Below are 26,139 nucleotides of genomic sequence, written 5' to 3'. Positions count from 1 at the left end.
GTGGAAGCCATGGGACAATGACGGGCTTCCAGTGCGTGTGTGCCGTGATGTGGGTCACGCTGGCCGAACGGCCGCCTCGAGTGCCGCACGATCGAGGATCGTGACCTGCCGGCGCCCGATGGCGATCACTTCCCGGTCCACGAGATGCCGCAGCGTTCGCGACACCGTTTCGCGGCTCGCCCCGATCAGCTCCGCCATGTTCTGGTGGGTGAGTCGGCGCGGGAAGGCGTCGCTGCCTGCCTCGGCGGATTGCTGGAGGAGGAGATGCGCCACCCGCCCGTTGACGTCGAGCAGGCTCAGCGCGCGGATCCGCTCGTCGGCCGCGCGCAGCCGGCTCGACATCGCGGCCAGCATGGCGAGGGCGAGGTCCGGCGACGCCCGGAGCCGCTCGTGGAAGGCCCCGCGATAGAGCGTCATGACATGGCAGGGTGTCATGGCAATGACGTGGGCCGAACGCGGCGCATCGTCGAGCAATGACATCTCCCCGAACACCGCCCCGGCGCCGAGGACGCTGAGGATCACCTCGCGCCCATCCTCGCCAATGAGGACGACCTTGACCCGTCCCTCGATGACCACGTACATGGCATCGCCAGGAGCGTCCTGTCGCAGGATCACCTGTCCAGCCGGGTAGGACCGTTCCCGCGAGGCCTGGGCGAGGGCCGCGAGGTCCGCCTGGGGGACGTTGGAAAGGATCGGGACGGAGCGGAGGATCTCAAGCGGGGACTGGGTCACTTGGCCTCAGCGTGGAAGTGGAAGCAGGGACGTTACTTAGAGGGAGAGGCGGAGTCAATTCGTGGCGCCCCGTCCCAGCCGGCGGGGGGGCCGTGGGCGCTTCCGTTCGGCCTGTAACTCGTTTATCTTTCCCGGCTTGCGAACCCTGGCCCACTCCGGGCCTCGGCGACCACCCGATGCACTCAGGAGCTCCCCGTGAAGGCCGACATTCATCCCGTATACAAGAAGCTGACGGCCCTCTGCGCCTGCGGCAACACATTCGAGACCCGCTCGACGGCGACCTCGATCCACGTCGAAGTGTGCGCGAAGTGCCATCCATATTACACCGGCAAGCAGCGCCTGATGGACACCGCTGGTCGCGTCGATCGGTTCCGCCGCCGTTACCAGGCAGGCGCCGACGCTTCAAAGGAGTAGGGCATGGAGGCGCGCCTCCGCCAGGCCTTGGCCAGGGCGGAGGAGGTGTCGCGGGAACTGTCCGACCCCGCCACCGCCCGTGATTCGAAGCGCCTGACGACTCTTGGACGGGAACACGCCCGGCTGGTGCCGATCGTGCGCACGGCGGAGTTGCTTCGGCGGCTCGAGGATGAACTTTCTCAGGCTCGGGAAATGGCGCAGGAAGCCGATCCCGAGCTTGTGGCATTGGCGCGGGTCGATCTCGAGCGGCTCCCGGCCCAGGTGGAGACCACCAGGGCAGAGTTGCATGAGCTGCTGGTGCCCCGGGACCCGCTGGACGACCGTGACGCGATCGTCGAGATCCGGGCAGGCACCGGCGGGGACGAGGCGGCGCTCTTCGCGGCGGACCTTTACCGCATGTACACCCGGTACTGCGAGCGGCACGGCTTGCGGATCGAACTGATCTCGGAGAGCGGTGCCTCGCTCGGCGGTCTGCGCGAAGTCATCTTCGCGGTGCGCGGACAGGACGCCTATGGGCGCCTGCGGCGGGAGTCGGGGGTTCACCGGGTGCAGCGCGTCCCCGCCACTGAGACCCAGGGCCGTATCCACACCTCTGCCGCCACGGTGGCGGTGTTGCCCGAGGCTGAGGAGGTGGACGTGAAGATCGATCCCAACCACCTCAAGATTGACGTCTTCCGCTCGTCCGGCCCCGGGGGACAGAGCGTGAACACCACCGACAGCGCGGTTCGGATCACTCACCTGCCGTCCGGGCTGGTGGTCAGTCAGCAAGACCAGAAGTCGCAGCTGCAGAACAAGCTCAAGGCCATGGAAGTCCTGCGGGCGCGCCTGCTGGACCGGATGATTGCCGAGCAGGAAGCGGCCCGCTCGCAGGATCGGCGGGCGATGGTCGGCACCGGCGACCGCTCGGCCAAGATCCGGACGTACAATTATCCGCAGAGTCGCGTGACGGACCACCGCATCAACCTCTCGGTGCACAACCTCCCGGACATCATGGACGGGCACATCGAAGAAGTGGTCGAGGCGCTCCGCGTGGCGAGCCGTCAGGAAGAGGCGGCGAGTGGTCGCTGACCCGCCGGTGACCGCGGCAGCCGCCCTCGAGGGCGCCGCAGAGGCCCTTCGCGGGGCCGGGGTACCCAGCGCGCGCCGGGGGGCCTCAAGGCTCGCGGAGGCGGCCTGGGGTCTTGCGCCGGGGCAGGCGCGATTGCGCCTCGATCGGGTCCTGACCGCCGAGGACGTGGATCGACTGGCGCATCTGGTGGCGCGCCGCGCCACGGGGGAGCCACTGGCCTACGTGACGGGGAACATCGGCTTTCGGCACCTGCAACTGGCGGCTGACCGCCGGGCGCTCCTCCCGCGGCCCGAAACCGAAGGGCTGGTTGCCCTCGTCTTGGATAGAATGCCGGTCGGCGTCGTTGCTGACGTCTGCACCGGCAGCGGCTGCATTGCCCTGTCGCTGGCCCAGGAGGGTCGCTACGATCGGGTGATCGGGGCGGACGCCTCACCCGACGCGATCGCGCAGGCGCGTGAGAACGGCCAGCGCGCCGGGCTCACCGTGGAATGGCGGCTGGGCGACCTCCTGGAACCGCTGCAGGGGGAATCGCTCGACGTGCTCGTGGCAAACCCGCCGTACCTCACCGGTGGCGAGTATCGCGCGCTCGACCCTGCGGTGCGGGACTGGGAGCCGAGACAGGCGCTGGAGAGCGGTGAGGATGGGCTCGACGCCACCCGCCGCCTGCTGGTGGCTGGGCGGGATGTGGTGAAGCAGGGCGGGTGGATTGCCCTTGAAGTGGATTGTCATCGGGCGGCCGAGGTGGCCTCCCTTGCGGCCGAGGCAGGGTGGATCGCCCCGGTCGTACACCTGGACCTCTATGACCGCGCGCGCTTTGTGCTCGCGCGGAGGAGTGAGACGTCGTGATTTCGGAGAAGGCGAAGGACCTCGGCCGCCAGATCGGCCAGTCGACGGAGTACAAGACCCTCCGGCGCACGGAGCAGGCGCTGCGTGAGGATGCCCCCACGGTGGCCAAGCTCGACGCCATCCAGCAGCTCGCGACCAAGGTCGAGAAGATGATGGCCGCCGGCGAGAATCCCGACCCCGAGACGATGTCGTCGTACGAGGACGCGGTCCGGGAACTCGAGCTCAGCGCGACCGGCCAGGCCTACGCGGTGGCCCGCACCAATTTCGAGAAGCTGATGACGAAGGTCAATCAGGATATCAGCGAGGGGATGGAACAGGGCGCCACGAGCAACATCATCACGCTCTGATGGCCGATCCCGGGCTGTTCGTCGTGGTCGAGGGTCCGGAGGGCTCGGGCAAGTCCACCCTGATCCGCGCCCTTGCCGCTCGCATGGCGACCTCCGGGCAGGCCCCGGTGGTGGTGCGGGAGCCCGGCGGCACGGCACTGGCCGAATCGGTGCGCCAGACGCTGCTGGAGGCAGACCACACCGTCGCCCCGGTGGCCGAGCTCTTCCTGTTCCTCGCCGCACGGGCTGACTTGACCGCACAGGTGCTCCGGCCGGCGCTCGCCGCCGGGCAGGTGGTGCTGGCCGATCGGTTCACCCTGTCAACCGAAGTCTACCAGGTGGTTGGCCGGGGGCTGGACAAGGCGCTGGTGGCTGCGGGAAACGCCGCTGCGACGGGGGGCCTGCGGCCGGACATCACACTGATATTGGACCTCCCGCCTGGCGTGGGGCGGGGGAGGCAGGAGGCGGCCGGCAAGGCGCTGGACCGGCTCGACCGGGAGTCGGGCGAATTTCATGAGCGGATCTGCCGGGCCTATGTCGGCGTCACCGGCCCCGGCATTGTACACTTAGATGGCACCGGGAGCCCCGAGCGCCTGCTCGAGGCAGCCTGGACGGCCGTGCGGAACGTGCGGCCTGACCTTTGGAGGAAGTCATGAAGCAACGGTGGGGACTCATTCTGGCGGTGGCGTGCATTTCATTCTTTTCGGGCGGGTGGCTGCTGCAGCGCGGTGTGACCAACGACGGCGGCGTTTACCAGAGCGCCCGCCTGTTCGATGACGTCCTCGCCCGCGTGCAGACGTACTACGTCGACAGCATCGGCGAGGCGGCCCTCTACCAGAAGGCCACCGTCGGAATGCTCGAGGAGTTGCACGACCCCTACACCGACCTCCTTCAGGGCGACAACTACAAGGCGCTGACCGAGACCACGACCGGCAACTACGGCGGACTCGGCATCCAGATCGAGGTGCGCGCTGGCTGGATTACCGTGGTCGCACCGCTGCCGGACACGCCGGCGGAGCGGGCCGGGATCCAGACTGGCGACCAGATCACGGCCATCGACGGCACCACCACGCAGGATTACTCGTCGGAGAAGGCGGTCTCTACCCTGCGCGGGCCGGCAGGGACCGACGTGGTGCTGACGGTGCGGCGGGCGGGCGTGGATGGGCCGATCGAATTCAAGCTCACGCGGGCGCAGATCCACAATCGATCAGTCATTTCCCCGACGCTGTTCTCCGGCCACATCGCGTACCTCGCGCTCTCCACCGTGAGCCAGGCCTCGACGAGTGAGCTTCGCTCCGGGATCGACAGCCTGCGGGGCCTGGGCGCCACCTCCCTGATCCTGGATCTTCGCGGGAACCCCGGCGGCCTGCTCGATGAGGGGGTCGACGTTTCAGATCTCTTCCTCAATCCGGGCCAGGAAGTCGTCTCGACTCGCGGGCGCGCGGCGGGCTCCTCGGAGGTCTACTCCGACACGAAGCCGCAGGCGTGGCCGGACATGCCGATTGTGGTGCTGGTGGACATGTACTCGGCCAGCGCGGCCGAGATCATCGCCGGCGCACTCCAGGACCACGACCGTGCCCTCGTGGTCGGTTTGCCGACCTTCGGCAAGGGGCTGGTCCAGTCGGTGTTCCGCATCGACCAGAACACGGCGCTCAAGTTGACCACCGCACGGTGGTACACTCCCAGCGGGCGGACCATCCAGCGCACCGCGTCGGACCAGCGGGACCAGATGATCCAGGCCATGCTCGCGGCCCAGAACGGCGGCATCGTCCCCGACTCGGTGCTGGAAGCGAAGGGCGACTCCCTCGCGCTTCCCGAGTTCAAGACGGACGACGGCCGCATTGTGCTCGGCGGTGGCGGCATCGTGCCGGATATCGTTGTGCAGCAGGATACGTTCACCACCGCCGAACGCGCGTTCCGCGATGCGCTCGGCGCCGATATCCCGGCCTACTTCGACGTAATGACCACCTACGCCCTCGAACTCAAGAACGCGGGGACGCTGAAGTCGCCCAACTTCGCGGTGACGCCGGCCATGCGCAACCAGGTGTACACCAGGCTGCGCGCCAAGGGCGTCGACGTGAGCGAGGCCACTTTCAACGGCGCCGCACGGTGGGTCGATGCGCAGCTCGGGTACGTGATTGCGCGGTATGTCTTCGGCCGGTCCGCAGAGTTCCAGCGGCGGGCCGCGGACGACCCGCAGGTGCAGACGGCGCTCGGCCTCCTGACGAAGGCGTCCACTCCGAAGGCGCTCCTGTCGCTGGCCCCCGCGCATCCGGTACCAGCCGGGAAGTAGATCCATGCCAATTCGCGTCGCCGTCATCGGCGCCGGCCGGATGGGCCAGGGCATTGCCCTGGCCCTTTCGCGTTCGGGGACGTCGGTGACCCTGTTGGGCCGACGGGCGAAGCCGGTCCCCCCGCCGCTCGTCGTGCAGGCCAACGACTGGGCCGGCGGCTGTCGCGACGCCGACATCGTGATCATTGCCACCCCGGACGGGGTGATTCCGTCGATTGCCGCGCGCCTCGCCACCGAGGCGAGTCTGACCGCCCGGCAGGCGGTGCTGCATCTCTCCGGGCTACTCGATCGGGACGCGCTCCAGGCGCTGGAGGGAACCGCTGTGGGCCGCGGGTCCTTCCACCCCCTGCAGTCGGTGTCGGACCCCACGGCGGCCCCCGAGCGGCTGCGTGGCGCCTATGCGGGAATCGAGGGTGACGACCGGGCGCTGGCGGCCGCCGAACAGCTGGCGGGCCTCCTCGGGATGACGCCGGTGAGCATCCCGTCCGGCGCCAAGGCCGCGTACCACGTGGGGGCGACGCTCGTGGCGAACTACACGGTGACGCTGATGGGGGTGGCGGTGCGGCTGGCGGAGGAGGCGGGTGTGCCGGCCGACCTGGCCTCGCGGATCTACCTGCCGCTGCTGCACGGCGCGGCAGACAATCTCGACGACCTCGCTCCGGCGGAGGCGTTGACCGGCGCGATCCGCCGCGGAGACACCGCGACCGTGGTGGCCCACCTCGCCGCGCTGTCGCCGGGCGACCGGGCGCTCTACGCGGTGGTCGGCCTGGAGGCGCTGGCGCTGTCGCGCCGGGCCGGACTCGAGGAGGGGATGGCGGGAGAGGTGGAGTCGGTGCTGCGGGCCGCTATTGGTCGATGACCTTCACGCCCTTCGGTGGCGTGAAGACGAACGTGTCCGGTGGAAGGGTCACATTGGTGCGCAGCTTCGAGAGGGTAAGGGTCCGGTGGTTTCCCGACGGCTCGGAGACCTCGATGCGCCGGGGCAGCCCATCGCTCTTTGCCAGCCACAGCGTGGCCGAGGTAAAGGGCAGGCCTTCCACCGCCGGTGTCATCTGCAGGACATCGACGGCGGTTCCCGCAATATCGTCGGCGCGCAGGTAGCTCACCGTATAGCGCTCGGTCGGCCGATCGAGCAGCCATCCCAGCAGGTTTACGCCGTAGCCGGCCGCGCGCACGATCGGCGCCCGAAGCACCTGTCCTGGTGCGGTGCTCGGCGTGTAGATCCAGATCGAGGTGCCATCGATGACGATGGCTTCGCCAGCCGGATCGGTAAACCGCATCGAGAGGCGCGACGGCCCCGACTGCGCCAGCCGGCCCTGGCTGTTGTAGGTGCCGAGCATCTCATTGCTGACCACCTGGTCGAAGCTGGCGGTGAGGGAATGCAGTTGCCGGTAGATGGTCGCCGTGCGCTGGACAATGGAATCGGCGCGCTGGGCGTGCGCCGGCGCGGTGCCGAGGGCGACGGCCAGGCCGATCAGGGCCGCGCGGCAGCCGATCACGTGCGCGCCCCGGCCGGTTCCGCGATTCGCCGGCCGATCGCGTCGGCGATGAGGCGCAGCTCTCCCATCATTTGCCCAAACTGCTCCGGCCGGAGGCTTTGCGCGCCGTCGGAGAGCGCCTGCTCGGGCGAAGGGTGGACCTCCACCAGCAGGCCATCGGCGCCGGCGGCTACGGCGGCCCGGGCCATCGAGGGAACCATGTCCCTCCGGCCAGTGCCATGGCTCGGGTCGGCAATGATCGGCAGGTGGGACAGCGCATGCACCGTGGGGATGGCGCTCAGGTCGAGAAGATTGCGGTTCTGGGTGTCGTAGCTCCGGATGCCCCGCTCGCAGAGCACGATATCGGCGTTGCCCTCGGCCAGCAGGTATTCGGCGGCCAGGAGCAGCTCCTGGATGGTCGCGGCAATTCCGCGCTTCAACAGGACCGGCTTCCCGGCCCGGCCTGCCCGGCGGAGCAGGGAGTAATTCTGCATGTTGCGCGCGCCGATCTGGATGATGTCGGCCACCTCGGCCACCGCGTCGACCCCTTCGGGATCCACGGCTTCCGTCACGATCAGCAATCCGGTTTCCCGGCGGGCAAGCGCCAGCAGCTTCAACCCTTCCTGACCCAGCCCCTGGAACGAGTAGGGCGAGCTCCGTGGCTTGAAGGCGCCGGCGCGGAGGAGCGTGGCGCCCGCCTCCTTCACGATATGCGCCGCGGCGAGCAGCTGTGCCTCACCCTCGACGGAGCAGGGGCCCGCAATGACCGGCACCTCGTCGCCCCCGATGGTCAGGCCGCCGGGGAGGCGGACGATGGTCGACTCCTGCCTCCACTCACGGGAGACCAGCTTGTAGGGCTGGGTGATGTGCACCAGTTCCTGCACGCCGGCCAGGGCGGTCAGCCTGGTGCCGTCCACGCGGCCGTCATTGCCGACGATGCCCACGGTGGTCCGCTGCCGGCCCGGCATGGGGCGCGCTTCGTAGCCCATGGACCGAATCGTCTCGACGACCGCCTGGATCTCTTCCTCCCGCGCGTCGTGCCGCATGACGACAAGCATCAGAGCACCGGCTCGCCGAGACGGACGCCCACGATCGTCGACACCCCTGGCTCCTGCATGGTCACGCCGTAGACCGCGTCGGCCGCCTGCATCGTGCGCGGGTTGTGGGTGATGACGAGGAACTGGCTGCTGTGCTTGAACTCGTCCAGCAGCTTGGTGAACCGTCCCACGTTGGAGTCGTCGAGCGGCGCATCGACTTCGTCCATGAGGCAGAAGGGGCTCGGCTTCGTCAGGTAGATGCTGAAGAGCAGCGACACCGCCACCAGCGTCCGCTCGCCGCTCGACAGGAGGTGAATGCGCTGGGTCCGCTTGCCGCGCGGGGCGGCGTGGATTTCGATCTCGCTCTCGAGCGGGTCGCCGTCGGCCGAGAGGCGCAAGTCGCACTCGCCCCCGCCGAAGAGCGTCTGGAACACGTTCAGGAAGTTGGCACGCACCGCCGTGAAGGTCTCCAGGAACATGGCCTGCGCGGTGCCGTCGATTTCCCGGATGGCCTGCTGCAGCGACTGGCGGGCTGCCACGAGGTCGTCGCGCTGGGAGGAGAGGAACTCCAGTCGCTTGCTCTCCTCGGCGTGCTCCTCGACGGCGAGCGGGTTGACCACCCCGATCCCTTCGAGGGCGCCGACGATCCGCGCCGACTCCGATTCGAGGGTCTCGAGGTCGAGGTCGAGGAATGGCGCACCGTCGAAGAGCTGGTCAATGGGGCGCTTCCACTCCGTTTCAACCCGTTCGATGATCCGCCGGCGTTCCGCAGCGGCCTCGGAGAGCTCGAGTTGCAGGCGGTGATGCTCCTCGGTGGAGTGCTCGAGGCGTTCGCGATCCTCGTGGACCTTGCGCTCCGCCGTGTCGAGAATCTCCGCGGCCACCGAGAGCGACTCCTCGGCATCTGCGGCGGCGGCCTCCAGTTCCAGGAGTGTCACGCGCCGCTCGGCACGCTCCTCCTGCCAGGTGGCCTGCTCGGCGGTCAGTGTGGCCGTGTCGCCCTCGAGCTGGGTGAGTTCCCCCGCCAGCGTGGCGGCCGAACCCGCCGCCTCCTGGCCGACTTGTTCGGCACGCGCCAGCCGCTCGCCGGCCCCGAGGAGCCTCGCCTCGACGTGCGCCAGCTGCACCTGCCAGTGCACGCGGGCTTCGCGGGCCGATTCCTGCTCGGCCTCCAGCTCCGCGAGTTGCTGGCGGCCCACGTTGAGCCCCTCGTCGAGCCGGACCTTGGAGAGCTCCCCTTCGGTCAGGGCCGCATCGACCTCGCCGAGACGTGCCTCAGAGGCCGTCAGGCGCTCGGTGATCCGGACCACCTGCGACTCGGCCTCCTGGAGTTCCCGGGTACGGGTCGCGACCGACCGCTCGGCGTCGTCGCGGGCCGAGCCTCCGACACGCTCCGCCTCGCGTGCGTGCTCGGCGGCCTCGGTGGCGGTCGAAAGCGCCGCTTCGAGTTCCAGGAGACGGGCGACGGTGGTGGCCACCGCCGTCTCGGCCGCCGTCAACGTCGCGCGCGCGGCCTGGAGATCGCCCGTCAGCGTCTCGAGTTCCGCCCGCCGCCGCAGCGGGCCGGAGGGGGCTCCGCCGCCGGAGAGAAGCACGGCGCCATTGCTGCGCCGGAGGGCGCGGCCGGAGGGGTCGAGCACTTCGGAGCCACCGAGCAGGGCGCGGACCCACCGTGCGGCGGCCGGGTCCTCGACTCTGAGCGTCTGCTCCAGCGGATAGCTGCCGCCTTCCCGCGCCGGGCCCCGCTCGGCCGACAGCAGGACGATGGCGCCGGCGTCGGATGCCGCATGCCAGTCCTGGATGGCGCGGACGGTGGCATCGTCCCGGACCAGCACCGCGTGCACCCATTCGCCGAGAAGCTTCTCCGCAATGTCGGCGTCCTGCGCGCCGGTGCGCAGGAAGTCGCTGAGCGGGCCGAGCACGCCGCCGTCGAACCGGTCGCGCGCCGAGAGCAGGGCCGCGGCGCCTGGGGCCAGGCCGACCCGGTCGCGCTCCAGCTCGCCCAGCGCCTCGTGTCGGGCGGAGAGCTGGGCGACGGCCTCCTCGGCGCGACGGCGGTCGTCCCGCGCGAGGGCCTCGTGCTCCCGGGTCTCGGCGAGCAGGTGCCGGGCCCGTTCGGCGTCGGCCGCCGCGGCACGGTGGACGGCGAGGAGGCGCTCCGCCTCGGCGGCCAGCGCCGCTCGGCGCTGGGTGGTCGCATCGAGCTCATGCCGGAGGCCGTCCCGGAGCGTGGCCGCCTGCACCGCACGATCCCGGAGGGAGGCGAGGTCCGTTTCGAGCGCCGCGCGCTCCCCTTCGAGCGAACGGAGGGTCTGGGCCTGGCGCTGCAGCGTCTCCTCCATCTGGCGGACCTGCGCGCGCTGATCAGCGAGCCGCGTCTTCACGGCGTCTTCCACGCTCGCCCGCCCCTGCAACTCGGCCTGGATGCGGTCGTAGTCCGCCTGGGCGGCGTCCCGTTCCTGCAGCGCGATGTCACGTTCGCGGAGCGCCTGCTGGGCGCGCTGCTCCATCACACTGCGTTCTTCCAGCGCGCGCACCCGGCGCTGCCCGGCGTTGGCCAGCCGCTCGGAGGCGAGGTTGAGGTCGCCCTCAAGGCGCCCGAGCGTTACGCGGATCTCGCCGAGTCGGCGCGCGATGTCGGTGCGCGCGGCCTCGGCCGCGGCACGACGCCGGGCGGCCTCTTCCCGCTCCACCTCGATGGCTGCGAGGGCCGTGCGGTTGTCGGGGAGCGCCGCGGCCAGTTCGGCGTAGCGGGCTTCCTTGTCCCGGACCTCGGCGGTCAGGCGGTCGAGATGCCGGCGCGCCAGCGTCAGCTGTACGGCGAACTTCTCCTCCATCAACTTCGTGTGCCGCTCCGCACGGCCACGCTGGCGCGCGAGGCTGCGCAGCTGCGACTGCACTTCCGCCACCAGGTCCTCGACGCGCTGCAAGTCGAGCGCGGTCTCCTCGAGGCGCCGTTCGGTGCTGTGCTTCCGGTCGCGGTAGAGGCCGATGCCTGCCGCCTCTTCGAAGAGCGAGCGGCGCTCGTCCGCCCGGTCCGAGAGGAGCAGGTCGATCATCTTCGCTTCGATGACCACGCCGGCGTCGCCGCCGAGCCCGGTCCCGCGGAGCAGGTCCTGAATGTCGCGCAGGCGCACGGTCGCCCGGTTCAGGAGGTATTCACTGTGGCCCGAGCGCGAGAGCCGCCGGGTGATCTGCACTTCCTGGTAGGCGATGGGCAGGGTGCCGTCGGAGTTGTCGAGATAGAGGGACACCTCGGTCACGTTGACGGGCCGCCGGTCGGCCGCGCCCTGGAAGATCACGTCCTCCATCTTGCCGCCGCGGAGCAGTCGGGCGGACTGCTCGCCGAGTACCCAGCGCACGGCGTCGCTGACGTTCGACTTCCCGCAGCCGTTCGGGCCGACGATGGCCGTGACCCCTTCCTCGAAGGTCAGGGTGACGGTGTCGGCAAACGACTTGAAGCCGGACAACTCGAGCTTTGAAAGCTTCATGGAAGAGGTTCCCGGGACGACTACGGGTGATAGATGAACGAGGGACGCCCCAACCGGCGGCCCGCCGATTCGGCGGCCTCGCGGGAGGGATACGGGCCGACGACGACGCGATAGGCTTCTTCGCCGGTTCGCGGGGTGATCACGAGCGCAGGGAAGCCCTCACCCCGAATCTCGGCGGCAAGGTCCTGTGCCCACGCCGGATTCTGGGATCGGCTCACCTGCAGGTACACGATGGCAGGCGCCTCGACGGGCCCGCCGAGACTGTCGGGCGTCGCGTCCGCCGCCTGGGCGGGGTCGGGGCGCGCAGGAGTCGGTTCCGGCATGCTCCCCCGGGCCACCCACGGCATCGGGAGGTAGAGGTCGGCGGCCCCGCCCTTGAGACGGCCCGTCTCCGGGAAGTCCGGCTTGGAGAGATCGCGGGCCACCACGTCCTTCCCCTCGCGGACCAGGAGCGTGGCGTCTCCGAAGACGGTGGGGAGGTCGGCGGCCCAGGGACCGGCCACGACGCCCACGAACTGGCTGGTCGCCAGGTTGATCACCCAGATGGTGTCGCCCGATGCGGGACGCGCGAGGAGCCACCCGCCGTAGGGGGCGACCCGCAGCGCGGCGGCAGCCCCCGGAATACGAATATCCCCGATGCGTTCGCCGGCGTAGCGATCGATGACCGCCAGGTCCTCGGCTTCGCGCGCCACGTAGATCCGGTGCCCGGAGGCGGAGAACCGAACGGCGGTGGGGGTCCCGCTGACCCGCACCCGCCGGATCGGCGTGCTGCCGCGTGGTGCCCAGAGGTAGACCCCGGTCGGGGCGGCGGCCGCGACGAGGTCGCCCCAGGGCGAGGCGGCGGTATGCGTGGTGGGCAGATCGGCGGAGCCACCGGGTTCGGAGCCCGTCACGAGAAACGCCCGGGCGGTGTCACCGGCCTCGATGGCGATGAGCTGGCGGTCGCCGGTCCCGTAGAGCGCGGTGGGCCGGGTCGGCAGGGTCGCATCCGTCCGCTTGGCGAGCCGGTTCCTGATCCGGATGACAGAGTCTTTCCGGTCCACAACCCAGAGCGTTCCCTCGGGGCCGAGCGCCGCCCCGCTGACCGCCGATGTCAGGAGACGCGAGGTGCCGGTGCCCAGGTCCAGGGCCTGAAGGCCGTTGGCGGAGTCCACGGCGTAGGCGAGCCCCTGGTCCTGGTCGAATCCGACCACCATCTCGATCGGCGGTGTGCGCCCCCGCGCGCGCCACCCGATGTCGGCGAGGGTCGGGCCCGCGTAGATCCGGGGAGTGCCGCCGGAGCGGGGGAGGCGAAGGAGGCTGGTCTGGGGGACGGCCTGCGAGGCTGGGGGAAGCGCCCCAGTCTCGTGAGCGGGAGAAGCTTGGCAAGCCATGAGGCCGACCGCGAGGACGGTCAGGCCTTTCAGATGGGGGAACGGCACAGGCCAAAAATAGGCGCTTTGGGGGGCAGGGGCCAGACCGAGTCTCGGCCCGGATTTAGGCCGGAATCAGAAGGGCGGTCCGAGGGTGATGGTCCAGTATGGCGGGATGCCCCGGCCCTGGGGGAAGGCCCAGTCGAACCGGAGGATCATGTAGCCGAACAAATTGATGCGCGCTCCCACACCGAGGGTCGTGACCGGGGTTCGGGTCAGGGCCTGCTGCTTGAGCGACGCGTTCGGGTTCTTCGAGAACGCGACGGTGTTCCAGCTGTTCCACGCGACGCCGTAGTCGACCCAGGTGACCCCGTCGATGTACGGCAGCCCCTGCGGCCCCATGCCAAGGTACGAGTTCACCAGCGGGAACCGCAGTTCCAGATTTCCGACGGCGATGCCGGTGCCGACCATCTGATCGAGGGCGTAGCATCCGGTCAGCGGTGCCAGCTGGTCGCTGTTCGTGGCGCACTCGTTCCGGTAGTAGGAGCCCGAGGTCCGGCCGCGTACCAGGTCCGTGTTTCCGAGGTAATATCGCTGCCGATCGGCATCCGGCCCCCACTGGTCCGCGTAGAGGAGGCGACCCGCGAGAATCACCGGGCCCTTAAGGGGGATGTAGCGCCGGTAGTCCAACAGCCCCTGCGTGACATTCCAGCCACCGACGGTCTGGGTGATCTCCGCGCGATACCGGGTGCCGAACAGCGGGCCGATCCACCCGGTGAAGGTGGCGTCATAGACCAGGGCGATCGACGGGCTCGCCACCCGCTGGCCGTCGAAGTAGATGGTCTCCTTGTAGGGCGTGCTGGTGATGACCCCGGTGGTACGCTCGTACGTCTCGTAGTACGACTGGATGCCGTCGTCGATCTGCCCGAGCGCCAGCCCCAGCTCGAGCCGCTGGAAGCGGTTGATGTTGTAGAAGCCGCGCCCGAAAATCTGCCGGGTGGTCAGGAGCCGGGTGCGCGTCACGTACGTATTCTCGCTGGGCGTCGGGGAGCCCGGGACGACGATCGGCTGGAGCACGTAGTAGTTGGGGTACTGCTGGAATCCCACCGCCCAGTTCAGGCGGCCGCTCAGGTTGGCGTACGCTGCGAGGAAGTCGCCCTGATTCAGGGAGCCATTGATGTAGCCGGCGAAGATCAGCTGCTCGTTCCCCAGCATGTCGCCGAACTGGATGGCGCCGCCGCCGTAGATGCCGTTGCCGAAATTGTCACGGGTGTAGCCGACCGAGGGGCGTGCGGAACTCTCCGGCGTGAACTTCCGCTTGTAGGGCCCGACGGTAAAGCTGGTGCTGTCCGGCAGGAAGAGCGACGCCGAATCGAGCAGCCCGATGACGGTCACCTCGCCGCGCCGGCGCCCGGAGGTGTCTGTCGCAGCGGGGGCCACCGCGGCGGCGCGGAATCCCGACGGGGTGCGGTAGATCGACCCACCCTCGCGGGCCTGCGGCACGCCGGGCACCGCGGGAGGGGCTTCGGCCGAGTCGCTGGGGAGTTGGGCGGCCGCCAGGTCGACGGAGTCCGGCGGCGTCCCGAGCGTGTCCGCTGGTTGGCGCGCCTTGCCGGAGTCGGCGCGCACCGCCACGTCCGCAGGCGGGGGCGCGGGCCGCCACGGCCCCCGCTTCAGTGCCCGCGGGTTCTGGATGGTGTAGACATCATTGTTCTGGTCCTCGAAGTACACGAACGCCAGGCGGTCGGCCTCACGGGCCCAGCTCAGGGCAGGGGAGAGCGGCGTCGCCGATTGCGCACCGGTGAAGAGGTTGGTCAGCTGGTAGATGTCGCCGCCAAGCTCGTACAGGTAGATGTTGGCGATGCCGGTGCGATCCGAGACGAAGGCGAACGACTTCCCGTCCGGCGCCCACTGGGGGCTGACGTTGCGGCCGACCTCCATGTGAGGCAGGAGTTCCCGCCGGCCGAGGTCGACGTCGAAGAGCGCGATGCGGAAATTGCCGTAGCTGAGGTCGTTGAAGTTGGTCTCCGGCCCTTCGTCCGTGACGTAGGCGATGGTATGCCCGTCCGGGGACCACGCCGGCATCAGCTGCGCGTACCGATCGTTGGTGAGTTGCCGCAGTCCGGTGCCATCGACGTTGACGATGTACAGGTCCGAGAGGCCGCCCTGCATGCCGGTAAACGCCAGCTGCTTCCCGTCGGGGCTGTAGACCGGCGAGGTCACGCCGTTCAGCTCGACGCGAATGCGACGAATTGCCTTCCGGTGCAATGGGTCGAAGACGACGATGTCGTCGCCGCCCTGGGACCGGGCCGCGAAGACGAGGTACTTGCCGTCCGGCGACCAGGAGGAGGTCGAACTGATGTACCGGAAGGTCTCGTAGTTCGAGTCGAACACCGACTTGGCGAGCTTCTTGACGACCTCGCCCGTCTCCCCGTCGGCCAGGTAGTAGTCGATGAAGAAGAAGTTCCGCTCGCTGAGGTAGGCGATGAGCTTCCCGTCGGGCGAGAGCGCGGGGGCGATATGGAGCGTCCCGCCGGACTTCTCCTTGGTCAGCAGCGGCTTGCCGACCGCCGACGCCAGCTGCTTGGAGGCGACATCCGGCAGGTAGGTCTCCTGCACCCAGTCGCGCCATTGCACCGAGAGCTGGTTCAGGGAGATGCCGAGCACCCGCTGGAAGGCCCCGTCCACGCCGCCGCCGCCCAGGGTCGCCGAGAGGATGGAGCCGACCGCTTCGTCGCCCCAGCGCTGGCCGATGTAGGCCCAGATGGAGTGACCGAACCGGTACGGGAAGATGTAGGGGTCGTAGGTCAGCTGCTGGATGGTCGGGAGCTTCCCTTGCAGCACCGCATCGCGGAGCCACATGGCAGTCTCGGGCGTGATGGTGCCGAGCGAGAGGTATTCCGCCATCCCCTCCGCGAACCAGAGCGGGGGATTGACCTGGATGATGGTGGCGATGCCCGATCCCGCCTTGCCGCGGGACCAGGTGTCGTACTGGAACTGGTGCACCATTTCGTGCATCAGGACGTGGTCGAAGTCCTTGTACGCGCCGGTGAAGGGCATGATGGCGCGGTGCTTCATGAAGTCCGTGACGCCGCCGGTCGCCTCGCCGATGTCTCCGCCGAGCGCGTTGGTCTGCTGAAAGTCAGATGGGGACGCGTAGAGAATGATCGGCTTCCGCTCGATGAACCGGTGGTTCAGGAGCAGGGAGAGCCGGCCGTAGGAGCGCTCCGCCATCCGGGCGGCATCGAAGGACGCCTCTCGTTCGACGGGATAGAAGTAGACGTCGAAATGTTCGGTGTGGATGATTTCGAAGTCGAATTTGTCGTACATGACCCGGTTCTGCCCGAAATACTGCGCCGACGCGACCGTGGGGACGGTCGCGAGGAGGGCCAGCAGGCAGAGGGACCGCAGGGTCATGAAGAGTCGGTTCCTGTCAGGGGCGCGGTGTCAGCGCCGGGGCGTCGTCCCAGAGGCGTTCCAGCTGATAGAACGCGCGTGCGTCTGGATGAAACAGGTGCACTACGAAGTCCACGAAGTCGAGCAGGACCCAGCGCCCCGACGGGAGCCCCTCGACATGGTGCGGCTTGTATCCCTGGCGGGCCAGGGCGTCGAGCACGGCGTGGGCGATTCCCCGGACATGGGCGTCGGAGGTGCCGGAGCCGACCAGGAAGTAGTCGGCGGCGTCGTGCAGGCCGCGCAGGTCGAGCACCGTCAGGTCCCGGGCCTTCAAGTCGTCCGCGGCCTGCACCGCCGCGCGCAGGGCTGGCGGCAGGACCGGCGCCCGGGTCAAGCCGGGCTCCGAGGATTGGGTGGTGCCGGCGGTGTCCCGTCCTCGACCTGGTAGAACACGGCCCAGGCGCCTTCGCCGACATGCGTTCCCAGCACTCCCGTGGCCAGCGATACGAAACAGTCCCTCGGTCGGTAGGCCGCCACCAAGGCGTCCCGGACCCGCTTGGCAACCTCAGGGGCCTCCGCGTGGACCACGCCGAACCGCAGTTGCTTCGGCCTCGGCTGCAGTCGCGCCTCGAGCAGGGACAGGACCCGCCCAATCAGTTGCTCCCTCCCGCGGGCCCGATCAATCGGGACGACCCGGCCCGCGGCATCGAGCGAGAGAATCGGCTTCACGTCGAGCAGTCCACCCAACCACGCCTTGCCCCGGCTCACGCGCCCGCTCCGCAGGAGGTTATCGAACCTGTCCACGGTCAGGAACAGGCCGGACTGGTCGCGGACCCGTTCGATTTCGGTGGCGATCGCGTCGGCCGGCCAGCCCTGCTCGGCGAGTTCTGCGGCCCGCAGCGCGAGCATCCCCGACCCGAGTGACGCCGACCTGCTGTCCACCAGCCGGATATTGGTCAACCCGCCCGCCTTGATGGCGGCGGCACCGGACTGGAAGGTGCCGGAGAGCCCGGAGGAGACCAGGACCGAGATGACATGCTCGGCTTCGTGTCGCGCTTCCCTGAACACCCGGACGAAGTCGGCCACCGTCGGCTGCGAGGTGGAGGGGAGCTGTTCCGCCGAGCGCATCCGGCGGTAGAACTCCTCCGGCTTCAACTCCACCCGGTCGAGCAGCACCTCGTCCCCAAAGATGACCTGGAGCGGTACGAGGGAGATGCCGTGCCGGTCGAGCACCGTGTCGGGGAGGTCGGAGGCGCTGTCCGTGACGATGCCGACCTGCTTCTGTACCCCGTGCTGCAGTCCCCGGTGCTGGGCCTGCATGTCCTCGGCTTTGGTCTTTTCGAGGCTGCCCCATCGGGACACATAGGTAAAGACGGCGTCGGGGGTGTTGGTATGCACATGGGCGTGCAGGATGTCGCCCATCACGGCCACCACGAGGGAGCCGCCGAAGGTCCGCAGGGCGGCACGGACCTCGTTGGCGGGGGGCAACTGCTCGCCGCGGACCACCACCTCGGTGCAGAATTGGAAGTCCTGGTCGGCCGCGACTTCCACGTCGGCGGCCGGGATGACGTACTCCCCTGTATACCCCGGTTCCACCGCCAGGATCGGGTCGCCGTCGATGAACCGGACCACCCCCTCGATCATCCGCATGAACCCCATCCCGCCCGCGTCCACCACCCCGGCTTCCTTCAGCACCGCCATCAGCTCGGGGGTCCGGGCCAGCGCCTGCTCGCCCTCGAGGTGCATTTGCCGCATGAACTCGGCGATATCGGGAGAGTGGGCGGCGGCACGTTCGGCGGCGGCGGCGGCCTCACGGGCGACCGTCAGGATGGTGCCTTCGCGGGGGTCGTCCAGCGCGCCGTAGAGGCGGGTGGCCCCCGCGCTCAGGGCGGCGGCGAGTTCGGCCGGGGTGGCAGTTTCCTTGTCGCCGATCGACTCGGCAACGCCCATCAGAAAGTGGGCAAGCATCATCCCGGAATTGCCCCGCGCGCCGAGCACGGCCGCGCGGGCCATGGTGTTGGCGGTGACCGGAAGCGATGCGTCGCCGAGCGCCCGGAGGGCGTCGGCGACGGCGCGGAGGGTCAGGCTGAAGTTGGTACCGGTGTCGCCATCGGGGACCGGGAAGACATTGATCCGGTTGATCTCTTCCCGGCCGGCGGCCACCCAGTCGGACGCCGCAAACAGCGATCGGGCGAGCCGAGGCCCGTCCATGTAGGCGATCCCGACGCCCATGGGGGAGCGGCTCCTACTCGGCGACAACCGTCACGCGGATGTCGGCGTGCACCTCGGGATGGAGGCGGACGATCACGGTGTGTTCACCGAGGACCTTGATCGGGTGGGCGAGCTCGACTTTCCGCTTGTCCACGGTCTGGCCCTGGGCGGCGAGACTGTCGGCGATGTCCTGGGAGGTGATGGAGCCGAAGAGCTTTCCTTCCTCCCCTGCCTTCCGGGTGAAGGTCACGAGGATGGCCGAGAGGGCGGCGGCTGCCGTCACGGCGGCATCCTTCTCGGCGGCAAGGCGAACGTTCCGCGCCTTGGTTTCTGCCACGATCCGCTTCTTGTTGCCCTCGGTCGCCTCGTAGGCGAGGCCCTTCGGCAACAGGAAGTTGCGGGCGTAGCCCGGCTTCACACGCACGAGGTCACCAGCCTTGCCAAGCGACTTGATGTCGTCGCGCAGGATTACTTCCATCATCGGTCCTACCCTCCGGAAGGCGGCGGCGCCATGCGCCGCCGGAAGTCGAGCCAGATATCAGCCAAGCCGAGAAGGGCAAGCCCCCCGACGGCAAACGGCAAGAGAAAAGCAGCACCTACCATCAACATCACGACGAACAGCCGCGGCGCCGGTCGCAGGGCGGTGGCCAGGACGGCCGAACCGCGCAGCGCGTACAATCCGACGCCGAAGGTGACCAGGCTCGCCGCGGGGCCGGCCATCGGCGTCTGTTCGGCGAAGAGCAGTCCGATCAGCCCCACGATCAACAGCCAGACCAGGTGATCGCTGAACCGGAAGTCGTCGAACCGGCCCGGGACGGGCGCCAGCGCCCGGCCTGCCAGGCGGGGCGCCAGCAGCGCCGCGAGGCAGAGCCCGGCAAAGAGCATCAGCGCCAGGACACCCGGAAAGTACGGGGCCATGGGGCGGAGTCCCTCGCCAAGCGTGCGCAGGGTCTCGAGCGTCGCCGGGTCGGGTGTCGTCCCCCCACGGCTCAGCAGGTCGGTCGCCGCCTGCTGCGCGATCATCCCCTGTTGCACGACGGCCCGCTCCACGTCGTCCCACCGCACGCCGACATACAGCGACAGTCCAACCGTTCCCAGGACGACCGCGGCCGTGCCGCGGAGCGCGCGCGTCGAGACCGATCCCGTCGAGAAGAGCAGGTAGAGCACGCCGATCCCGGTCGAGAGTGCCGCCCCGGCACGGATCAACTGCTCCAGCAATCCGCCCGTCTGCGCGGCCCACAGCCCCAGCCAGAGTGTCAGGGCGATGAGCCAGAGCCAGGCCCGGCGACCCTGCGGCCGGCTCGCCGCGACGAGCACGGCGAGTGGTCCGAAGAGCAGGGCGGTCATGACAGGCCAGGTAAAGAGTACGTAGGCCCCGACCGCCAGGCGGGCCCTGAAGGACAGCACCTGTCCTTCCGGGGGCCGCCCGCTTGCCATGGTCAGCTGCCGTGGCCCTTCAGGTACGGCAGCAAGGCAAGGACACGCGCCCGCTTGATGGCGGTGCTGAGCTGGCGCTGGTGCCGTGCGCAGGTGCCGGAAAGCCGGCTCGGCAGGATCTTGCCGCGCTCGGACAGGAACCGGGAAAGCGTCCGCTCATCCTTGTAGTCGACGACGCGCACGCCGGACTCACAAATGGAGCAGCTCTTCTGTGGGCGCCTCATTCGTCGTCCTCCCCATCGCCCTTGTCGGCGCTCGGGGGCACTGGCTGGGGCCCTTCGTTCACCACGACGAGGAGCCGGAGCACCCCTTCGTCCAGCTTGACGGCACGCTCAAACTCCGGCAGCGCCGTGGGGGCGGTGGCCAGCTTGGCGATGACGTAGTATCCGGTTTCGTGACGGTTGATCGGGTAGGCCAAGGTCCGCTTGCCCCAATGGGACAGCTGCGGTGCCTCGGTGTCCGGCTGCGCGAGGAGCGCATGGAAGCGCTCAAGGCGCTCGTTGATTGCGGCTTCTTCGAGGGCAGAATCGAAGATATAGACCGCTTCGTACTGACGGGTCATGACACCTTCCTTTGGACTGTTGCCCCAGCCCTGGTGTGGGGCTGAGGAGGAGTATTGTGAGCGGGGAAGTATAGTCGGGGAGCGGACTTGAGTCAAAGGGCCGCCCCCTTATCTTCCCCCCATGATTCTTCGCTCAATCCAGGTTGGCGTACCCCGCGCCTACGGCGCCGAGGGCGCAGACGACCCCCTCGACCGGCCGTGGAGCAGCGCCATCGCCAAGCAGCCGATTGCGGGCGCTGTCTGGGTCGGTCGACTGGGGGTGGCGGGCGACATGCAGGCCGACCGGCGGGTGCACGGCGGGCCTGACAAGGCGGTGCTGGCCTACGCCGGGAAGCACTACGAGTCGTGGCGCGAGGTGCTGGGGCGGGCCGACGTGGGCCCGGGGTGGTTCGGGGAGAACCTGACCATCGACGGTGCCGACGAACGGTCAGTCTGTGTCGGCGACCGGTTTGCCATCGCCCAGGCGCGGTTCGAGGTGACCCAGCCGCGGCAGCCCTGCGCCACCCTCAACCGGCGGTTCCACCGGAAGGACATGGTCAAGCTGGTGCAGGCGGACCTGCGGACGGGGTGGTACCTCCGGGTGCTGACGGAGGGGTGGGTCGAGGCAGGGATGCCGGTGTCGCTGGTGGACCGTCCTTACCCGCAGTGGACGGTCTGGGTCGCGTCAGAATTGATGGTGGAGCGGTCCCGCCGCCGCGAGGAGGCGCTGCGGCTGGCGGCCTGCCCGGCGCTGAGCGAGAGCTGGCGCGGCACCCTGACGGCTGCCGCGCCCGCGGCGTAGGAGGCAATCAGCTCCGGCGGTCGCCGAAGAGCCGGAGCAGCGAGAGAAAGAGGTTGATGAAATTGAGGTAGAGGCTGAGCGCGCCGACCACGGCGTAGGAGCCCGCCTGCTCCCCCGACACCTGGAGGGCCATCGCCCGGAGCCGCTGCGTGTCGTAGGCAATCAGGCCCGAAAAGACCAGCACCCCCACCACTCCCATCACGAACTGCATCGCGTCGCTGTGCCAGAAGATGCTCACCACGCTGGCCAGCACCAGCCCGATCAGTCCCATGAACATGAAGCGGCCCATGCCGGAGAGGTCGCGCTTCGTCACGCTGCCATACACGGCGAGGGCGCCAAACATCCCCGCCGAAACGAAGAAGGCGTTGGCCACCGAGGCGCCGGTGTAGGCCAGCAGAATCAGCGCGAAGGTGACGCCATTGAGCGCCGAGTAGGCGAGAAAGAGCGTCCCCGCCGTCGAGGGGGTCAGCTTGGCGACCCGCGCCGACAGGTAGACCACCAGCACCAGCTCGGCGATAATCACGCCGAAGAAGAGGATGCGGTTGTTGATGAGCGTGCTCATCGCGGCGGGGGAACTCGCGACGGCCAGCGCCACCACCGCCGTGACGGCGAGCCCGCCGAACATCCACCAGTAGACGCCACGGAGGAAGGTGGCGATCCGCGCGCTGTCGACATCAGAAGTGAACCCGGTCCGCCCGTGGGCGGCGCCAAGTGGATTGGTCATGGATTTACGCTCCTAGGTGTTGAACCTGAACAACATCACGTCGCCGTCCTGCACGACGTACTCTTTGCCTTCCGCACGCGAAAGGCCCTGCTCGCGCGCCGGCTTCCAGCCGCCGACGCGGACAAAGTCCTCATACGCCACCGTCTCGGCCCGAATGAATCCATGCTCGAAGTCGGAGTGGATGACGCCCGCCGCCTGCGGCGCCCGGTCGCCCTTGTGAATGGTCCAGGCGCGGACCTCTTTCTCGCCGGCGGTAAAGTAGCTCTGGAGGCCGAGCAGATGGTACGCCGCATGGGCCAGCCGGTCGAGCCCCGATTCGGTCAGGCCGAGGGACTCCAGGAACTCGGCCCGGTCCTCCGGCGCGAGCTCCGCGAGCTCGGCCTCCACCCGGGCGGAAAAGGTGACGATTTCCGCAGGCTCCTCGTCTCGCACCAGCGCCGCCTGCAGCGCCTCGACATGGGCGTTGCCGGTGTTGATCTCGTGCTCGGCGACGTTGGCGGCGTAGAGCACCGGCTTGGCGGTCAGGAGGTTGAAGCTCCGGTAGACGGCGGCATCCTCCGGGGCGGGGACGACGGAGCGCGCCGCTCGACCGTCGGCCAGCGCGGTGCGGATTGCCTCCAGCAGCCGCACTTCGACCTTGGCCTGCGCATCGCCGGACTTCGCCGTGCGCGCCGCCTTGTCGAGACGCTTTTCGACCGAGGCGAGGTCGGACAGCCCCAGCTCGATGTTGATGATCTCGCGATCACGCGCCGGGTCCACGCTCCCCATCACATGCTGGATGTCATCGTTCTCGAAGCACCGGACCACATGCACGACCGCGTCGACCTCGCGAATGTTGGCGAGAAACTGGTTCCCCAGCCCTTCGCCCTGGCTGGCGCCCTTGACCAGGCCGGCAATATCCAGGAATTCGACGGTAGCGGGAAGGATGCGCTCCGGCTTGACGAACGCGGCGATGGCGTCCAGCCGCGGATCCGGCACCTGGACGACGCCGGTGTTCGGCTCGATGGTGGCAAAGGGATAGTTGGCCACCAGCGCCCCGGCGGAGGTCAGGGCGTTGAAGAGCGTGGACTTACCGACGTTCGGAAGACCGACAATACCGAGTCTGAGCACGCGGAATTATCGCTGGGAAGGGCTCCCAATGGAAGCGGGGTGCTGGCGCGGCACGGGGCTTCGCGGATACAATTCGAAGGTAGACGTTCCCCCACACAAGGCGGGCCTTCATGTCATCGACAACCAGCGTTCCTGGCGGGGCCGACGCGGCCCGTATGCCGGCGGGACGCGAGCAGGCGGTCGTCCGGTTCGCAGGCGATTCCGGCGATGGAATGCAGATCACCGGGGCGCGGTTCGCGATGGAGACGGCCCTGGCCGGGAGCGACCTGGCCACCTTCCCGGACTTTCCCGCGGAAATTCGCGCCCCGGTCGGGACGACCTTCGGCGTTTCGGCCTTCCAGATCCACTTCGGATCGGTCGAGGTGGCCACCGCAGGCGACGACCTCGATGTCCTGGTCGCGATGAATCCGGCGGCGCTGATCACCAACATCGGCGACCTGCGGCGGAGCGGGACACTCATCGTCGACAAGGGGGCCTTTACGGAGCGCAACCTCGTCAAGGCAGGGTACGCCAAGAATCCCCTGGAAGACGGCAGCCTCTCGGACTTCACGGTCCTTCCACTCGACATCGGGCGGTTGACCGAGGCGGCGGTGGAGGGGCTCGGGCTCACCTCCAAGCAGACCGCGCGGTCCCGGAACATGTGGGCGCTCGGGCTGGTCCTCTGGCTCTACGACCGGGACCGGAAGACCACGACCGACTGGATCGAGAAGAAATTTGGGAAGGACCCCGCGATCGCGGCGGCGAACATCCGGGTATTGAACGCCGGACACGCCTTCGGCGAGACCGCCGAACTCCCCAACTTCCTCCGACCGGTCGCCATCGGTGCGGCGCCGGCGGAACCGGGCACCTACCGGACCATCAGCGGTACCGAGGCGGTGGCGTGGGGCCTCCTTGCCGGGCTCAAGGGATCGGGGATCGAACGCATGGTCTTCGCGGGCTACCCGATCACGCCCGCGTCGCCGATCCTCCACGCCCTGACGGGTCTCCGCGCGCACGGGGTGGTCACCTTCCAGGCGGAAGACGAGATTGCCGCCATTTGCGCGGCCATCGGCGCCTCCTTTGCCGGGTCCCTCGGCGTGACATCGTCTTCCGGCCCCGGGATCGCCCTCAAGACCGAGGCGCTCGGGCTCGCCATCGCGACGGAAGTGCCGCTCATCGTGATCGACGCGCAGCGCGCCGGCCCCTCCACCGGCCTGCCCACCAAGACCGAGCAGTCCGACCTGTTGCAGGCGGTGCTGGGCCGGAACGGCGATGCCCCGATGCCGGTGCTCGCGGCGGCCACTCCGTCGGACGGGTTCGAGGTCGCGATGGAAGCGGTCCGGCTGGCCACCAAGTACATGACACCGGTGTTCCTGCTGACCGACGGGTACCTGATCAATGCCGCCGAGCCGTGGCGGATTCCCGACGCCGACGGCCTGCCGACGTTCCCGGTGAAGTTCCGCACCGATCCGGAAGGATTTCAGCCGTTTGCGCGGGACCCCGCCACGCTTGCGCGTCCCTGGGCGCGGCCCGGGACGCCCGGGTTGGAGCACCGGATCGGCGGTATCGAGCGGAACGCCGACACCGGGGACATCTCGTACGACCCGGACAACCATGCGCGGATGACGGAGGCGCGCGCGGCCAAGGTGGCCCGGATCGCCGACGACATTCCCGCACAGGGCGTCAGCCAGGGCGAGGACAGCGGCGAACTGGCGGTGGTCGGTTGGGGGTCCACGTTCGGGCCGATCCACATGGCGGTGCAGCGTGCGCGGGCCGAGGGCCGGAAGGTGTCGCACATTCACCTGCGATACATCGCGCCCTTCCCCCGCAACCTTGGCGAGCTGCTCAAGCGGTTCGACAAGATCCTGGTGCCGGAAATGAACAACGGGCAACTCGTGACACTGCTCCGGGCCGCGTACCTCCTTCCGGCCGAGCGGTTCACCCAGGTGAACGGGAAACCGTTCAAGGTCTCCACTATTCTCGGGGCGATCATGGAACGAACCAGTGGCAACGGGAAGGGTGGTGCCGCATGACCGCGACCCCGACACTCGTCAAGTTGCAGCCGAAGGACTTCGCTTCCGACCAGGAAGTCCGCTGGTGCCCAGGCTGCGGCGACTACGCCATCCTCAAGGCGGTGCAGAAGGCGCTGGCCGAGATTGGCGCCCGCCGCGAGAACACCGTGTTCGTCTCGGGCATCGGCTGTTCCTCGCGATTCCCGTACTACATGTCCACCTACGGATTCCACACCGTGCACGGGCGCGCCCCCGCCATTGCGACGGGAGTCAAGCTGGCCAATCCTGAACTCGACGTGTGGGTCATGACGGGCGACGGCGACGGGCTGTCGATCGGCGGCAACCACATGCTGCACGTCCTCCGCCGGAACGTGGACCTGCAGATCATCCTGTTCAACAACGAGATCTACGGCCTGACCAAGGGACAGTACTCGCCGACCTCGCGGACCGGGACCAAGAGTCCGACGTCGCCGGCCGGCTCCATCGAGCGGCCGCTCTCCGCCGCCACCTTCGCGCTCGGCGCGGGCGGTCGCTTTGTCGCGCGAGGGATCGACACCCAGCAGGCGCAGCTCATCGATGTGCTGAAGCGCGCGCACGCCAATCGTGGCGCGTCATTCGTGGAAATCTTCCAGAACTGCCTGGTGTTCAACGATGGCGTCTTCGACGAGTTCACCGACCGGAGCGTGGCGGAGGAACGCCAGCTGCACGTGGTGCACGGCCAGCCGTTGCTCTTCGGGAAGGGACGGCAACAGGGGCTGCGCTTCGATCCCTCGAGCATCTCCCTCGAAGTGGTGACCCTCGGCGAGGCAGGGGTGTCCATGGAGGACATCCTGGTGCACGACGAGACCAACCGGACGCTCGCCGGGATGCTGGCCGCGCTCGCCTCACC

The 26,139-nt window shown here is 68.8% G+C and carries 24 protein-coding genes; 10 read left to right on the top strand and 14 right to left on the bottom strand.

Annotated features, from left to right (window positions below):
* Positions 1-54: 54 nt before the first annotated feature.
* Positions 55-732: a Crp/Fnr family transcriptional regulator gene (locus tag R2910_11130; protein ID MEZ4413527.1), complete on the bottom strand. Its 678-nt coding sequence runs from the start codon at positions 730-732 to the stop codon at positions 55-57.
* A gap of 195 nt (positions 733-927) precedes the next feature.
* Between R2910_11130 and rpmE the strand changes: the two genes are divergently transcribed.
* From rpmE to R2910_11095, 7 genes are read left to right on the top strand one after another with little or no spacing between them, the layout of a single operon-like run.
* Positions 928-1,146 (top strand): 50S ribosomal protein L31, encoded by a 219-nt coding sequence (gene rpmE / locus R2910_11125; GenBank protein MEZ4413526.1) that lies wholly within the window; start codon positions 928-930, stop codon positions 1,144-1,146.
* A gap of 3 nt (positions 1,147-1,149) precedes the next feature.
* A complete protein-coding gene (gene prfA, locus R2910_11120) occupies positions 1,150-2,214 on the top strand; it encodes a peptide chain release factor 1 (GenBank protein MEZ4413525.1) in 1,065 nt (354 codons plus the stop codon).
* On the top strand, positions 2,204-3,061 hold the full coding sequence (gene prmC / locus R2910_11115; GenBank protein MEZ4413524.1) for a peptide chain release factor N(5)-glutamine methyltransferase: 858 nt from the start codon (positions 2,204-2,206) through the stop codon (positions 3,059-3,061). The genes prfA and prmC overlap by 11 nt, the downstream gene beginning before the upstream one ends.
* Entirely contained in the window at positions 3,058-3,408 is a 351-nt protein-coding gene (locus R2910_11110) for a YlbF family regulator (GenBank protein ID MEZ4413523.1), read from the top strand. Before prmC ends, R2910_11110 begins: the two co-directional genes overlap by 4 nt.
* Positions 3,408-4,043: a dTMP kinase gene (gene tmk, locus R2910_11105; GenBank protein ID MEZ4413522.1), complete on the top strand. Its 636-nt coding sequence runs from the start codon at positions 3,408-3,410 to the stop codon at positions 4,041-4,043. The genes R2910_11110 and tmk overlap by 1 nt, the downstream gene beginning before the upstream one ends.
* A complete protein-coding gene (locus R2910_11100; protein MEZ4413521.1) occupies positions 4,040-5,680 on the top strand; it encodes a S41 family peptidase in 1,641 nt (546 codons plus the stop codon). Before tmk ends, R2910_11100 begins: the two co-directional genes overlap by 4 nt.
* A 4-nt stretch (positions 5,681-5,684) precedes the next feature.
* Complete coding sequence (locus R2910_11095; protein ID MEZ4413520.1) at positions 5,685-6,539, top strand: DUF2520 domain-containing protein; 855 nt, start codon at positions 5,685-5,687, stop codon at positions 6,537-6,539.
* Here the strand turns inward: R2910_11095 and R2910_11090 are convergent.
* The 11 genes from R2910_11090 to rpsF all read right to left on the bottom strand — a co-directional run bounded on the left by R2910_11090 (position 6,526) and on the right by rpsF (position 20,644).
* A complete protein-coding gene (locus R2910_11090) occupies positions 6,526-7,179 on the bottom strand; it encodes an outer membrane lipoprotein carrier protein LolA (protein ID MEZ4413519.1) in 654 nt (217 codons plus the stop codon). The genes R2910_11095 and R2910_11090 overlap by 14 nt on opposite strands.
* Positions 7,176-8,216 (bottom strand): 3-deoxy-7-phosphoheptulonate synthase, encoded by a 1,041-nt coding sequence (gene aroF / locus R2910_11085; protein ID MEZ4413518.1) that lies wholly within the window; start codon positions 8,214-8,216, stop codon positions 7,176-7,178. Before aroF ends, R2910_11090 begins: the two co-directional genes overlap by 4 nt.
* Positions 8,216-11,686, bottom strand: a complete 3,471-nt coding sequence (smc, locus tag R2910_11080) for a chromosome segregation protein SMC (GenBank protein ID MEZ4413517.1) — start codon at positions 11,684-11,686, stop codon at positions 8,216-8,218. The genes aroF and smc overlap by 1 nt, the downstream gene beginning before the upstream one ends.
* A 20-nt stretch (positions 11,687-11,706) precedes the next feature.
* On the bottom strand, positions 11,707-13,059 hold the full coding sequence (locus tag R2910_11075) for an SPOR domain-containing protein (GenBank protein ID MEZ4413516.1): 1,353 nt from the start codon (positions 13,057-13,059) through the stop codon (positions 11,707-11,709).
* A gap of 114 nt (positions 13,060-13,173) precedes the next feature.
* Complete coding sequence (locus R2910_11070) at positions 13,174-16,455, bottom strand: hypothetical protein (GenBank protein ID MEZ4413515.1); 3,282 nt, start codon at positions 16,453-16,455, stop codon at positions 13,174-13,176.
* Between the two features lie 16 nt (positions 16,456-16,471).
* On the bottom strand, positions 16,472-16,828 hold the full coding sequence (gene rsfS / locus R2910_11065; protein ID MEZ4413514.1) for a ribosome silencing factor: 357 nt from the start codon (positions 16,826-16,828) through the stop codon (positions 16,472-16,474).
* Entirely contained in the window at positions 16,825-18,666 is a 1,842-nt protein-coding gene (locus tag R2910_11060) for a DegV family protein (protein MEZ4413513.1), read from the bottom strand. The genes rsfS and R2910_11060 overlap by 4 nt, the downstream gene beginning before the upstream one ends.
* A 13-nt stretch (positions 18,667-18,679) precedes the next feature.
* Positions 18,680-19,126 carry a 50S ribosomal protein L9 gene (gene rplI, locus R2910_11055; GenBank protein ID MEZ4413512.1) on the bottom strand — a complete coding sequence of 149 codons (447 nt, stop codon included), beginning with the start codon at positions 19,124-19,126 and terminating at the stop codon, positions 18,680-18,682.
* Positions 19,127-19,131: 5 nt separating this feature from the next.
* Positions 19,132-20,052 (bottom strand): DUF2232 domain-containing protein, encoded by a 921-nt coding sequence (locus R2910_11050; protein ID MEZ4413511.1) that lies wholly within the window; start codon positions 20,050-20,052, stop codon positions 19,132-19,134.
* A 32-nt stretch (positions 20,053-20,084) separates the two neighbouring features.
* Positions 20,085-20,306, bottom strand: a complete 222-nt coding sequence (rpsR, locus tag R2910_11045; GenBank protein ID MEZ4413510.1) for a 30S ribosomal protein S18 — start codon at positions 20,304-20,306, stop codon at positions 20,085-20,087.
* A complete protein-coding gene (gene rpsF / locus R2910_11040) occupies positions 20,303-20,644 on the bottom strand; it encodes a 30S ribosomal protein S6 (protein ID MEZ4413509.1) in 342 nt (113 codons plus the stop codon). Before rpsF ends, rpsR begins: the two co-directional genes overlap by 4 nt.
* A 121-nt stretch (positions 20,645-20,765) precedes the next feature.
* Here rpsF and R2910_11035 point away from each other — a divergent pair, with 121 nt between their 5' ends.
* Entirely contained in the window at positions 20,766-21,425 is a 660-nt protein-coding gene (locus R2910_11035) for an MOSC domain-containing protein (protein MEZ4413508.1), read from the top strand.
* A 7-nt stretch (positions 21,426-21,432) separates the two neighbouring features.
* On the opposite strand, the gene R2910_11030 is transcribed toward R2910_11035, so the two are convergent.
* Entirely contained in the window at positions 21,433-22,149 is a 717-nt protein-coding gene (locus R2910_11030; protein ID MEZ4413507.1) for a Bax inhibitor-1/YccA family protein, read from the bottom strand.
* A 12-nt stretch (positions 22,150-22,161) separates the two neighbouring features.
* A complete protein-coding gene (gene ychF, locus R2910_11025) occupies positions 22,162-23,259 on the bottom strand; it encodes a redox-regulated ATPase YchF (GenBank protein ID MEZ4413506.1) in 1,098 nt (365 codons plus the stop codon).
* Positions 23,260-23,369: 110 nt separating this feature from the next.
* On the opposite strand from ychF, the gene R2910_11020 reads away from it, so the two are divergent.
* Together R2910_11020 and R2910_11015 are read left to right on the top strand one after the other, a co-directional pair.
* A complete protein-coding gene (locus R2910_11020) occupies positions 23,370-25,271 on the top strand; it encodes a 2-oxoacid:acceptor oxidoreductase subunit alpha (GenBank protein MEZ4413505.1) in 1,902 nt (633 codons plus the stop codon).
* Positions 25,268-26,139, top strand: an 872-nt coding sequence (locus R2910_11015) for a 2-oxoacid:ferredoxin oxidoreductase subunit beta (protein ID MEZ4413504.1), incomplete at its 3' end; no start/stop codon positions are given. The genes R2910_11020 and R2910_11015, both read left to right, overlap by 4 nt.

The sequence above is a fragment of the Gemmatimonadales bacterium genome, assembly GCA_041390145.1.
Lineage (GTDB): Bacteria > Gemmatimonadota > Gemmatimonadetes > Gemmatimonadales > GWC2-71-9 > SPDF01.
Note: the sequence above shows the minus strand (reverse complement) of the source record. Positions and strands in the feature narration are given on the sequence as shown.